The following is a 13341-nucleotide window of genomic DNA, read 5'->3' as shown; positions in this document are numbered from 1 at the left end:
CAATAAAGTGTTTGATATAGCTCTTAAAAGTTTAAAACATTTGTACTAATATATAGTACGCTTTTGTTAATCGAAATTAACGTTGGCACGCTTGGTTTTGTTTAGTTTTCAAAGAACTTTAATTATCATCTGCTGTAAAAGCAACTTAATTAGTATAACATTTATTAATGTTATAAGTCAATGTTTTTTTGATTAAAGATCCATCTGCTCTGATTGGCTGACTTTTAGAAGTATAACAGGATATTATATCTTTAGTCAACACAATTAGAGCATTTTTTAGATTATTTCCTCGATAAATAGTTCTCTCTTATCTTTTAAGGCAATAATTTCTCCTGTTTTTGTTACTTTAATAATCGGTCTAGTTGGATATAACTCATCAATAAAGATTATTTGAGCAATAAGACCATTAGACAGCCTTACTTTTGTATCAATTGAAAATTTAATTAGTGCATCTTTTAACTTATTTACAATATTTATTTCAAATTTACCAAAGTCATCTTGTATGATCTGCTCGAGAACTTTGAAAGGCGATTGTTTACTGCGATAAGGTCTAACCGTTACCATTGCTTGATATGTATCAGCCAGAGCAACGATCTTACTATATGGATGTAATTGCTCGCCTTTTACAGCTAGTGGATACCCGCTACTATCTATTCTTTCATGATGCTGCAGGACCCCTATTTTTACCCCTTCCTTTATTGACACGATATTTTTTAATAAATTATAACTATGAACAGGGTGTTGTTTAATATCTCTGTATTCCCTTTCTGTTAATGTCACCTTCTTAGTTAATATTTTAGGGTCAATCTTCGCCATTCCACAATCACAAAGTAAACCTGTTAATGCTATTTGGTTGACGTCTCCTTGGTTGTAATTTAGTTTTCTAGCTAAATAGGCGCTTACCAATGAAACGGAAACAGAATGATGGAAGATATAATCCTCTTGTTTACAATAATGATATAGCTTAATGACTTCATCTTCATTACTTTCCATTTCTGAGACTAATGGTAGAATGACATTTCGAATTTTCCCAATATCAACTGGAGTACCTGCCTGCCATCCCAAGAATAGTTGCTTAAATTTTTTAATTGTCTCTAAGTATTGTTGATAGAATGGTTTTTCACCTAGTGTATCAAGATGCCCCTCAGCTTCTCTCGTATCTTCTACTATATTAAAGGGTTGAAATTTTTCACCACTTTTTAATGTACTCTCTACTTCAACCTCATTGATTAAAAATGCTTTTAATACTTCTATTATATGTTCAGTAATAATTGTCTTTTTATAAGCTAATGGTTTATTAGTTGCTGACAATATATCTTTTAATAGTATGCAACCTTCTTGTAATTGTTCAATTTGGATTTTCATATTATCCCCCCTATTCTATTATATCTAAAGATAGGTACTAATGTTTATAAAAATTATCGACAAACAGGTAAATTTAATCTACAATTATCCCTTTTAATGGAAAATAGTAGTTATTTCGGTTTACGAATCGTCTTTAATTGAGTTTGCATTTACTTTACTAATAGAGACTTCATTCCTCATTTCAATAATTTCTAGTGAAATACACATTATTTAAACTTTATCTATGACTCTTGAGTATAAAAAATAGACTCACCATTTTAAAATGAGTGAGTCTTTTTAGAAATCTATATAATTGTGTGCTGACGGTAAGACATTCGATCTTACTCTTTTTTTATTCTTCTGTTGTTGAATCCGAATTTTCTTCTGCTGAATTTTCTTCTGCTGTATTTTCTTCTGCTGTTAAATCTGAATTTTCTTCAACTACATCTTCTTTTGTTAATTCTTCATTAGGTAAATCTGCTAATTCGCCTTCTTCTACTACATCCTCTTCAGGTTCTTCTTTTTCAACAAGAGCCACAGTTGATACAGAGACATTTTCATCTAATTTAATTAGCTTAACACCTTGTGTGTTTCTTCCCATGGTTGAAATCGTTGAAATACCCATGCGGATTATAACACCACTAGCTGTTATTAGCATTAAATCTTCTTCTCCCTTAGTTGCTTTAACGGAAACAACAGGGCCATTTTTGTCGGTGATATTACATGTCTTTAAACCTTTACCGCCACGACTTTGAATTCTGTACTCTCCAGAAGGGGTACGTTTCCCATAACCATTCCGAGTGACAATTAATATATCAACGTCTTCTTCTAAGATTTCCATCCCCACGACATTATCACTCTCGTCAAGTGATATCCCTTTAACTCCTGATGCAGTACGTCCCATAGAACGAACGTCAGTTTCAGGGAAACGGATAAGCATACCATTTTTAGTACCAATGACAATATCCTTTGAACCGTCTGTTAATTTAACAGATATCAGTTCATCTGCTTCGCGTAAACCAACTGCTATTAATCCGTTATTTCTAATATTTGCAAATTGTGACAATGGAGAACGCTTTGAAATTCCATCCTTGGTCGTGAAGAACAAGAACCAATCATCGACAAATTCAGATACTGGAATAATCGCGTTAACCCATTCGTCCTGTTCGACACTTAAGAGATTAATAATTGGAAGTCCTTTAGCTGTTCTACTGTATTCAGGGATTTCATAACCTTTCGCACGATAAACCTTACCTTTGTTCGTAAAGAACAGGATAGTATCGTGTGTTGAGGTTGTAAGAAGTTGAGCAACAAAGTCATCTTCATTGGTTCCCATTCCTTGAATACCTCTACCGCCTCTTTTTTGTGTACGATACGTTGATAAAGGAAGTCGCTTAATATATCCATTATGCGTTAGTGTAATAATAATATTTTCAACGGGAATTAAATCCTCATCTTCAATATTTTCTAGTCCACCAGCTACAATTTCTGTTCTACGTTTATCATTGAATCGCTCTTTAATTTCAGTTAGCTCTTCACGGATAATGATAAGTACCTTTTCTTCATCTGCAAGAATTGCCTTTAATTCTGCAATTAAATTCACAAGTGATTGATATTCATCTTCAATTTTATCTCTTTCTAAACCAGTTAATCGTTGAAGTCTCATATCTAATATAGCTTGTGCTTGTTTATCACTTAGAGAGAATTGTTCTATTAGTCCATTTCTGGCAATTTCAGCAGTTTGTGAACTACGAATAAGAGCAATAACTTTATCAAGATGATCTAGTGCAATTCTTAAACCTTCGAGAATATGAGCCCTTGCTTCAGCCTTCCTTAATTCAAAGGCCGTTCTTCGCTTTATGACAACTTTTTGATGTTCTAAATAATAGTAAAGCATTTGCTTTAAGTTAAGGACTTTAGGATGTCCATCAACTAGCGAAAGCATATTAATACCAAAACTTGTTTGTAGAGCTGTTTGTTTGTATAAATTATTTAATAGGACGTTTGCATTCGCATCCTTACGTAATTCAATCACTACACGCATCCCATTACGATCTGATTCGTCTCGTAAATCAGTGATGCCGTCAATTTTTTTATCTCTAACAAGCTCTGCAATTTTTTCAACAAGCTTAGCTTTATTAACTTGGTATGGTAATTCCTTAACAATAATGACTTGTTTACCAGAAGGCTTTTCTTCGATTTCAACTTTAGCTCGAATTGTAATCGAACCTCGTCCTGTTTCATACGCCTTACGTATCCCACTCCGACCAATAATTTGTCCCGATGTTGGGAAATCTGGACCCGGAATGATTTCCATTAATTCAGGTATAGTTAAATCTGGTTCCTTGCTTAATGCAAGTACTCCATCGATAACTTCACCTAGTTGATGAGGTGGAATATTTGTTGCCATACCCACAGCTATTCCAGTTGCTCCATTTACAAGGAGATTGGGAAACCTAGCTGGTAGCACAACTGGTTCTCTTTCTGAACCATCATAGTTATCTTGATAACCAATTGTATCTTTGTTAATATCACGGATTAATTCCATCGATATTTTCGACATACGTGCCTCTGTATAACGCATAGCTGCTGCAGAGTCTCCATCTACAGAACCGAAGTTACCATGTCCATCAACTAGCATGTAGCGAAAGTTGAAATCCTGAGCCATACGTACCATCGTTTCGTATACTGCTGAATCGCCATGAGGATGGTATTTACCAATTACTTCACCAACGATACGTGCAGATTTCTTAAACGGCTTTTCTGATGTCATACCTAAATCATTCATTGCATACAAGATACGACGATGAACCGGCTTAAGTCCATCTCGAACATCTGGTAAGGCACGAGAAACGATAACACTCATTGCATACCCTAAAAATGATTCACGCATTTCATTACTAATATTTCTTTCAATTACATGTGAGTTTTGATTTTCCGACATACTAAGATAACCTCCCTTAGTCTTTTTTACATTTTAAATTGGGAGAGCAAGATAACGTTTATAATAAATCCTATTTAATAGTCTATTCTCCATTATATCAATGTTATAGAAAGATTACACATCAATTTCATAGAATATTGATAGTCATTTGATGAAATCGGTTATTTTCATTCTATTATCCAATTTGAGAACATGATTTAGTTTAAAAAGGCTACCTAAAGTTTCTTATCTCATAAAAAAACACCTCACCATATAATGAGGTGCTACTTAAATTAAATGTCTAGATTTTTAACATATTGTGCATTTGCTTCGATAAAGTTACGACGTGGTTCCACTTTATCACCCATTAATGTATCGAACGTTTCATCGGCATCAATTGCGTCCTCTAAAGTAACCTGAAGTAAAGTACGTGTCTCGGGATCCATAGTCGTCTCCCATAATTGTCCTGGATTCATTTCTCCTAAACCCTTATACCGTTGAATACCTGGTTTAGGCTGTCCTGGCATTTCAGCAAGGTAGCTCTCTAACTGACGTTCGTTATAAGCGTATTCGATACGTTTCCCTTGTTGGATTTTATATAATGGTGGTTGGGCAATATAAATATAACCTTGCTCAATAATTGGACGCATATAACGATAAAAGAAAGTTAAAAGCAGGGTACGTATATGTGCACCATCCACATCAGCATCTGTCATAATAACAGCTTTATGATAACGTGCTTTTGTTATATCAAAATCCTCGCCAATACCTGTGCCTAAAGCTGTTATAATTGCTCGAATTTCATTGTTTGACAAAATTTTATCTAATCTAGCTTTTTCGACATTGATAATTTTACCTCTTAATGGCAAGATGGCTTGAAAATGTCTATCTCTTCCTTGCTTAGCAGAACCACCTGCAGAATCACCCTCAACGATATAGATCTCACTGATAGATGGATCCTTTGAAGAACAGTCTGCAAGCTTACCAGGTAGACTTGAAATCTCAAGTGCGCTTTTTCTTCTGGTTAACTCACGAGCCTTTTTAGCTGCAAGTCGAGCTCTTGCTGCCATTAAGCCCTTTTCAACTATTTTTTTAGCTGTAGATGGATTCTCTAGCAAAAATTTATCGAACGCCTCAGAAAATACAGAATCTGTTACTGTACGAACTTCTGAATTTCCTAGCTTTGTTTTCGTTTGCCCCTCAAATTGAGGGTCTGGATGTTTTATAGATACGATTGCTGTAATTCCTTCACGAACATCTTCACCTGAAAGATTATCATCATTTTCTTTGAAAATTCTATTTTTTCTAGCATAATCATTAATGACACGAGTTAATGCTGTTTTAAATCCTGATTCATGTGTTCCACCTTCATAGGTGTGAATATTATTAGCAAAAGAATAAATATTACTTGTATAGCTATCGTTGTATTGAATCGCAACTTCAGTTGTGATCCCATCCTTTTCACCCTCGATATATACAGGCTCATCATGGACGACCTCACGTGTACGATTTAAATGCTCTACGTAAGATTTAATACCACCTTCATAATAATATTCATTGTGACGTTTGTTTTCACGTAAGTCTTCAATTGTTAGTTTAAGTCCTCGATTAAGAAAAGCCAACTCTCGGACACGAGTTGTAAGGGTATCATAATCATATTCTATTGTCTCAGTAAAAATTTCTGTATCTGGTGTGAAATGAGTAATCGTACCAGTTTGGTCTGACTCTCCAATTATACTAAGATCAGCAGCAGGAATACCTCTTTCGAATTTTTGAAAGTGTATCTTACCTTCGCGATGGACAGTCACAGTTAATTCTGTTGAGAGGGCATTAACAACAGATGCACCAACACCATGAAGACCTCCAGAAACTTTGTAACCTCCACCACCGAATTTACCACCTGCATGAAGGACGGTCATGATTACTTCGACTGCTGGACGGCCCATTTTCTCATGAATACCGACTGGAATTCCTCGTCCATTGTCCTTAACAGTAATGCTGTTATCACTTTCAATGATTATATTTATTTCATCACAAAAACCCGCCAAAGCTTCATCAATACTATTATCAACAATTTCCCAGACCAGATGATGAAGACCCTTTGCACTAGTAGTCCCTATATACATTCCAGGTCGTTTTCGTACTGCTTCTAAACCTTCTAGAACCTGAATCTGATTTTCATCATATGCTTGCGGCTGGACTTGATTTTCTTCCATTGTCATACTGATTCACCTTCACTTTTCCTAAAGCTTCTCTTTTAAAACTAGTTATTTATCTTTTTAGCGGTTATTCAAAAAGATCACGAAAAAGTAGCGGAACACTTTTTCCACCATCTTGCAATTTTTCTCTAGATGTTTTTGACTTTCTTACTTTATAATTCTATATCAAAAGCATGTTGTGCTCGTTTTTTTAATGTACCTGACGACAACGGAGAAAAATAAATTTTATCCATCGTTATAATTACCGACTTAGCTTCACTATGCGAAAGCTTAACAATTTTGTTTTCCTGTTTATTTAAAAACTCAGTAACTATGGAGGAGGCTTTTGAGGACTGACGGTCTAATATCATGACCACCTCTTTTGAGGGTACTACAAAATTGTCACCTAGATGAATATACAAGTTAATCACCTCATTTATCGTCTGCAAGAAATCCTGCTTGAACATGAAAAGTAGCTGCTTCTTTTAATGTTTGATGGTCAATCCCCTCAACACTTGTAGTTGTTACGAAGGTTTGTACCTTTCCTTGAATCGTATTCAATAAGTGAGATTGTCGATAATCATCTAACTCTGACAACACATCATCAAGTAAAAGGATTGGATATTCTCCAATCTCATTGTAGATCAAATCTATTTCAGCTAATTTTAATGAGAGAGCAGTAGTTCTTTGTTGACCTTGTGATCCATATGTTTGAACATCATGGTCATTTACATAGAATTCTAAATCGTCTCTATGTGGTCCAGCGAGCGTTGCTCCTCGCTCAATTTCTTTCTCCCTTATTTTAGCAAACTTCTGCTCATATACTTCTATCATTTTCGTCAAATCATTGTTTTCTGATACGTCAATAGATGTTTTATATTTAATGACTAGTGTTTCTAACCCTCTGCTGATCCCTGTATGTATAGGTCCAGCCCATTTTTGAAGTTCGGAAATAAATTTCATTCTTTTAATAATTATTTTTGCTGCTGACTCACATAATTGCGATGTTAAAACATCTAGCATTGTTTGATCTGTTTGTTTACGCATCTGTAATAATTTTAAATAATGATTTCGTTGTTGCATTATCTTTTGATAACGACTTAAGTCATGAAGATATACGGCTGATACTTGCCCGATTTCCATATCTATAAATCTTCTTCTAACTTGTGGACTACCTTTAACTAGATTTAAGTCTTCTGGTGCAAACATGATAACATTCATTGCACCTACATATTGGCTAAGTTTACCTTGTTCAATATGATTCAATTTTGCTCGTTTACCTTTTTTAGAAATTATTAATTGGAGTTTCGTGGATCGATTATGCTTTTCTATACTACCTTCTATTTTAGCATATTCTTCGTCCCAACGAATTAATTCTTTATCATTTGATGTTCGATGTGATTTTGCCATGGCAAGAACAAAGATTGATTCCATTACATTTGTTTTCCCTTGAGCATTTTCACCAAGGATTACATTGACTTTATTATCAAATTGAATGGTTAAATCTTCATAATTTCGGTAATTTTTTAATGTTAGCTCTTTAATATACAAATTTCGCCCACCAACTTTAATTTTTCACAATATATGTGCCAAAGTCAGGAATATATATTGTATCGCCATCCCTTAACTTCTTACCGCGACGATTTTCAGGCTCTTTATTCACAAAAATTTCATACTCGTCTAAAAACCACTTCGCCATTCCGCCCGTTTGTATGACATCGGCTAATTTCAAAAATTGTCCTAATGTAATATATTCTGTTTCAATCTTTACTGGCTTCGCCATGATGAACCACCTTTCTTCGATAGTCTCTAACTTATTATAATACTAAATAATTACCTAGAAATACAACTAGCGGTACATTTTACTTTAAGTGTCTACTCCACGCATACAAAATTAACCCACTTACGTAACGGTAGTTCTTTATACCCATACCTCTCATATGAATCCTTATGTAGCAAAGATTTTGCAAGAAATTAAAAGCGAAATCCAAGCACAATAGTGATCTAAACCACTAATAAAATCTACTATTCATTAAGTTTTATTTATACAACTTTCACCACAAAAAAAAGAAAGAGGCTGACAAAGTCAGTCTCTTTAAATTGAATTTAATACGTTCTTACCGGAAGGATTAGTTGAAGCATCGAATCATCATTTGTTGTTTTGATAACAAAAGGTCTCATAGCCCCTGTAAAGGTAACTTTAATTTCTGTTCCTTCAAGAGCTTTTAAGGCATCCATTACATATTTTGCACTGAATGAAATTTTTAATTCTTCACCTGAAATCTCTACTGCTTGAATTTCTTCACTTACCTTACCTATTTCTGGAGAATTAGATGAAATTTCGACCATACTATTTGTAAAAGTGGAGAACTTAACCACATTATTTCTAGCTTCCTTTGCTAGTAATGACGCACGATCAATAGCCTGTAAGAAATCTTTAGAATTAATTGTTAAGTTTGTTTTGCTTTCTGATGGAATCAATCTTGATGTATCAGGATAATTTCCTTCTAACAATCTTGAGAAAAATAGGATATTTTTCGCCTTAAATAATACTTGATTTTCAGTGATCACGATTTCTACTAAATCGCTAGTGTCATCAAGGATTTTACTTAATTCACTTAGGCTTTTACCAGGAATAACAACATTATAAGAATTTTGATTTTCTGTATCTATCATCGCTTTTCTTAAAGCTAAACGATGACTGTCTGTAGCAATACATACTAATTCTCTATTTTCTAACTTCCAATTTACACCCGTTAGAATAGGTCGTGTTTCTGATGTTGAAACAGCAAAAACTGTTTGTCGAATCATCGCTTTTAATAAATCTGTAGGAATTTTAAATGGATTTTCTTCCTCGATTTGTGGCAAATGAGGATATTCCTCAGCATCTTGTCCGTTTAGGCTAAACTCAGCTTTTCCTGAACGAATGATCGTTGAATGATGATTACCTACTTCTATTTCAACAATTTCTTTAGGCAATTTCTTAACAATTTCACTGAAAAACCTTGCTTGTAATACAATACTACCTGCTTGTTGGATTTCAACAATTTCAACGCCATTTTCTTCAGTTGGAATAAATGATTCGATCGAGATATCTGAATCACTACCAGTTAATGTAACACCCTCTGTATGTGCAACAATTTTTATACCTGTCAAAATGGGAATAGTTGTTCTAGAAGAAACGGCCTTCATTACGTCTTGAACACCTTGAACTAGTCTGTCTTTATGGATTATAAATTTCATGGAAGAATTCCTCCCTTTTTTCTAAATATTTTTGGTCTAATTATATAATATATTTATAAAAAGAATAGTAGAAGTACTAGTAGGGCCTGTGGAAATGTGGATAACCACTAAAAACGAAAGGAAACACAGCCTATCCACATGTGGACAGACTGTGTATATGTCTGTTGTAGTTATTCACAGTATTCAGGTTAGTAAAAGTCTGATTTTCAAAATGATTGTAATACGATAAAAATAACAAAGTCAATTTTTTATTAAGCAAAAGCAACTCGCCCTTAGTAAAAAGCAAATAAAAGGTTTCTATTGGTACAAAGACATTAGTTACCTCTGATAATTCCAGTTATGTCCTTAATCTGCCTTTTTAGTTGATCATCAGTCTGAAGCAGTCTTGAGATTTTTTCGTGAGCATGAATAACAGTTGTATGATCACGTCCACCAAACTCTTCGCCAATTTTAGGAAGAGATGAATCTGTTAACTCTCGAGATAAATACATAGCAATTTGCCTTGGGAATGCAACAGATTTTGTCCGTTTTTTCGCCTTAAAGTCCTCTAATTTCACTTGGAATTCTTGGCCAACAATTCGTTGTATATCACTAATAGCAATAATCTTTGGTTTTGAATTAGGAATGATATCCTTTAGGGCTTCAGCTGCTAAATCAGCATTGATATCTTTATTAATAAGTGATGAATAGGCAACAACACGAATGAGTGCGCCCTCTAACTCGCGAATATTCGAATCAATTTGATTTGCAATATATAGCATGACTTCATTAGGGATATCTAAACCTTCAGCTTTCGCCTTTTTTCGTAGTATTGCAATTCTAGTTTCTAGATCTGGTGGAGTAATATCCGTAATTAATCCCCACTCAAATCGTGAACGAAGCCTGTCTTCAAGGGTTGGTATTTCCTTTGGTGGCCTGTCACTAGAGATAATAATTTGCTTACTTTCCTCATGTAAAGTATTAAACGTATGAAAAAATTCCTCTTGAGTTGATTCTTTTCCAGCTAAGAACTGAATATCATCAATTAGTAGTACATCAACACTTCGATATCTATTTCTAAAATCAACAGCTTTATTATCTCGAATTGAATTTATGAATTCATTTGTAAACTTTTCAGAGGAAAGATAAACAACTTTTGCAGATGGATTATGGTTTATAACATAGTGACCAATCGCATGCATTAGATGGGTTTTACCTAAACCAACTCCCCCATAAATAAATAGAGGATTATATGCTTTTGCGGGTGCCTCTGCAACAGCTAATGAAGCAGCATGAGCAAATCGGTTTCCAGATCCAATGACAAATGTGTCAAATGTATATTTAGGATTCAACATACTTTGCGGTAATTCAATATGGTCATCGTTATTATCTATTTGTCTGGTTGGAGAGTTCGCAATAAATTGATCATCCTTTTGATTTTGGGGGATAATAAATTTAATGACAAACTCTTCTCCAGTTAATCGGTAGATGGTATCAGCAATTAAATGTAAATAGCGTGATTCTAACCAATCCCTGGCAAACTCATTTGGAGCGGTTATGGTTAAGGTATCACCTTTAATTCCGTGTGCTTTAGTTGATTTAAGCCATGTTTCATAGCTAGGCTTACTAATTTTCTTTTCTATCTCCTCTAAAGCTTTGCTCCAAAGTTCGGAAATATTCTCCATGTAATGGTCTGTCCCTCCTTTATTCAAGCTCTTTCATTGTTTGTATATCTTTTGTACAACACATGAATGGACATGTATAAACATACGATAGTCGAAAAATGTGGATAAACATATAATATAGTAGGAAAACGTCTTTTCGACAAAACTCTTGAATTGTGGACAACATTTTACACAAGCTGTTAATAAGCTATCCACATGTTATACACAGTCTGTGGATAACGTATTTTTAAATGTAATATTATTAAGAGTGAAAACACAAATATGATATCAGAATAAAGCAGGAGTTGCAATGGTTTTTAGAAACTTATCCACACTATTGTTCTTTTGTTGATGATAATTGTCCACAGTATGGGAAAACGTGAAAAACTTGTCGATAACTTGTGTGGATACTAAAAAACATGTCGAAATGTTATCCACAATCCTTATTTGCAAGGAATAGAATTTTTTATTCGAAATTGGAGTGTTTAAAGTTAAAATTCAGGTAATGGCTAGAATAAGGGGTTACGACAATATAAATAGTGTATGTCGAAAAACGACAAAATTCTAACTGAAGCTGTTTTAACTAGGTTAAACTTTCTAAAAAATTGGTCATTGGATTTTTCGTATAAACTAGTAGATAGTTAAAAGGCAATACCTCGAAGACAGGCTAAGTATGTTCTATTTGCCTAAGTCAATATGACAATCCGTCCAGAAGGTTAAAGAGCAACCTTTCAGTTGATGCTACTATTTTTTACTAATTAAGAAGACGACTTACGCTTTTATTAACAAGAAAGGTTTTAAAAAAACAATAGATGTGAAAATAGCATTTATTATTCGGTAGGATCTTCCTTAATAACTGCATTCCTTCAAAGGGGGACTAGAGGATATTGTTTATCATGAAAATATAAATGGACATTTGTTTAATTATTGAGCAACCAGTCTTTGAGAAAAATACTTATTAAAACAATATTTACTTATGAAAAGATAAAGGAATGGTTGACAATTCATACTATCGGTCACTATAATTAGTAGGACTGTCTTTAACCGTTATTCCTCAGGGAGGTGTCATATATGAAACGTACGTATCAACCAAATAATCGTAAACGCAGTAAAGTTCATGGTTTCCGCAGCCGTATGAGCTCAGCTAATGGACGTAAAGTTCTTGCTCGCCGTCGTCGCAGAGGAAGAAAAGTATTATCAGCATAGGCCACTGACAAATCAGTGGTCTTTTTTTACTAAGTCTGTTTTCACACATAGTCCATAGGGTTTTGTGTGGAGCATTCATTTAGTAAAAGAATCTTCTTTATTAGAAAAGATTCTTTACTAATTAAGAAAACCACCAAATCTTTTAGTGGAAAATGCAGAAGTGAAAAGCGATTTAATCATTGGTTAGCTTTATAGTTTTCAACTATGTGGAAACTATACTTTAGAACTTTGTTTAAATCGTTTTTATTTCAGATATAATGATGGTGAGAATTCTGTTTGTTTTAATGCAGAACATACCGGAGTGAAACAATATGAGAAGGAAATATAGAATTAAAAAAAATAAGGAATTCCAACTTGTCTTTAAACAGGGGAAATCGATCGCAAACAGACAATTTGTTATTTATATGTTACATAAACCAGAAGAACGGGAATTTCGTATCGGTCTATCTGTCAGTAAAAAAATTGGTAATGCTGTTACCAGGAATCGAGTTAAGCGATTAATTCGACAGGTATTTTTAGAAGAAAAAAGTAAAATCGTAAGTGGTAAAGAATTTATCATTATCGCAAGAAAGCCAGCAGCTGAAATGGGATACCACGAAGTGAAAAGTAGTTTGAATCATCTTTTTCGGAAGGCAAAGCTCTATCAGCCTAGATAATTGTAGAAAAATGAAGAAAAGATCCTAGCGAAATCTTTATAATATAAAGGAAAAATTAAGATAATAGTGCTAAAATATTAATTATGTGAAGAATATTATGTGTAACTTTTCCTTTTCTTTAACGTACA

Annotated in this window: 10 protein-coding genes; 2 read left to right on the top strand and 8 right to left on the bottom strand. The window is 33.9% G+C overall.

Annotated features, from left to right (window positions below; genetic code table 11):
- Nucleotides 1–276: 276 nt before the first annotated feature.
- The 8 genes from AC6CHR_RS24220 to dnaA form a co-directional block, all read right to left on the bottom strand.
- The gene (locus AC6CHR_RS24220; RefSeq protein WP_498251725.1) at nt 277–1365 is read right to left on the bottom strand and encodes an HD-GYP domain-containing protein; all 1089 of its coding nucleotides are present in this window, start codon (nt 1363–1365) and stop codon (nt 277–279) included.
- A 331-nt stretch (nt 1366–1696) separates the two neighbouring features.
- Entirely contained in the window at nt 1697–4288 is a 2592-nt protein-coding gene (gyrA, locus tag AC6CHR_RS24215; protein ID WP_498251724.1) for a DNA gyrase subunit A, read from the bottom strand.
- A 272-nt stretch (nt 4289–4560) separates the two neighbouring features.
- On the bottom strand, nt 4561–6483 hold the full coding sequence (gene gyrB, locus AC6CHR_RS24210) for a DNA topoisomerase (ATP-hydrolyzing) subunit B (RefSeq protein ID WP_498251723.1): 1923 nt from the start codon (nt 6481–6483) through the stop codon (nt 4561–4563).
- Nucleotides 6484–6638: 155 nt separating this feature from the next.
- On the bottom strand, nt 6639–6887 hold the full coding sequence (remB, locus tag AC6CHR_RS24205) for an extracellular matrix regulator RemB (protein WP_498251731.1): 249 nt from the start codon (nt 6885–6887) through the stop codon (nt 6639–6641).
- 10 nt (nt 6888–6897) lie between these two features.
- On the bottom strand, nt 6898–8016 hold the full coding sequence (recF, locus tag AC6CHR_RS24200; protein ID WP_498251722.1) for a DNA replication/repair protein RecF: 1119 nt from the start codon (nt 8014–8016) through the stop codon (nt 6898–6900).
- A 16-nt stretch (nt 8017–8032) separates the two neighbouring features.
- Nucleotides 8033–8248: a S4 domain-containing protein YaaA gene (gene yaaA, locus AC6CHR_RS24195; RefSeq protein WP_498251721.1), complete on the bottom strand. Its 216-nt coding sequence runs from the start codon at nt 8246–8248 to the stop codon at nt 8033–8035.
- A gap of 323 nt (nt 8249–8571) precedes the next feature.
- Nucleotides 8572–9708 (bottom strand): DNA polymerase III subunit beta, encoded by a 1137-nt coding sequence (gene dnaN, locus AC6CHR_RS24190; RefSeq protein ID WP_498251720.1) that lies wholly within the window; start codon nt 9706–9708, stop codon nt 8572–8574.
- 314 nt (nt 9709–10022) lie between these two features.
- Nucleotides 10023–11372 carry a chromosomal replication initiator protein DnaA gene (gene dnaA / locus AC6CHR_RS24185; RefSeq protein WP_498251718.1) on the bottom strand — a complete coding sequence of 450 codons (1350 nt, stop codon included), beginning with the start codon at nt 11370–11372 and terminating at the stop codon, nt 10023–10025.
- A 1050-nt stretch (nt 11373–12422) separates the two neighbouring features.
- On the opposite strand from dnaA, the gene rpmH reads away from it, so the two are divergent.
- Nucleotides 12423–12557: a 50S ribosomal protein L34 gene (rpmH, locus tag AC6CHR_RS24180; protein WP_498251717.1), complete on the top strand. Its 135-nt coding sequence runs from the start codon at nt 12423–12425 to the stop codon at nt 12555–12557.
- Nucleotides 12558–12868: 311 nt separating this feature from the next.
- Complete coding sequence (rnpA, locus tag AC6CHR_RS24175) at nt 12869–13213, top strand: ribonuclease P protein component (RefSeq protein WP_498251716.1); 345 nt, start codon at nt 12869–12871, stop codon at nt 13211–13213.
- Nucleotides 13214–13341: the final 128 nt, after the last annotated feature.

The organism is Metabacillus sp. GQ13 (assembly GCF_059758525.1).
Note: the sequence above shows the minus strand (reverse complement) of the source record. Positions and strands in the feature narration are given on the sequence as shown.

Excerpts from the sequence above, each read along its gene's own strand:
- rpmH (WP_498251717.1), top strand. The coding sequence starts at position 12,423 with ATGAAACGTACGTATCAACCAAATAATCGTAAACGCAGTAAAGTTCAT.
- AC6CHR_RS24220 (WP_498251725.1), bottom strand. The coding sequence starts at position 1,365 with ATGAAAATCCAAATTGAACAATTACAAGAAGGTTGCATACTATTAAAA.
- gyrA (WP_498251724.1), bottom strand. The coding sequence starts at position 4,288 with ATGTCGGAAAATCAAAACTCACATGTAATTGAAAGAAATATTAGTAAT.
- gyrB (WP_498251723.1), bottom strand. The coding sequence starts at position 6,483 with ATGGAAGAAAATCAAGTCCAGCCGCAAGCATATGATGAAAATCAGATT.
- yaaA (WP_498251721.1), bottom strand. The coding sequence starts at position 8,248 with ATGGCGAAGCCAGTAAAGATTGAAACAGAATATATTACATTAGGACAA.
- dnaN (WP_498251720.1), bottom strand. The coding sequence starts at position 9,708 with ATGAAATTTATAATCCATAAAGACAGACTAGTTCAAGGTGTTCAAGAC.
- rnpA (WP_498251716.1), top strand. The coding sequence starts at position 12,869 with ATGAGAAGGAAATATAGAATTAAAAAAAATAAGGAATTCCAACTTGTC.
- dnaA (WP_498251718.1), bottom strand. The coding sequence starts at position 11,372 with ATGGAGAATATTTCCGAACTTTGGAGCAAAGCTTTAGAGGAGATAGAA.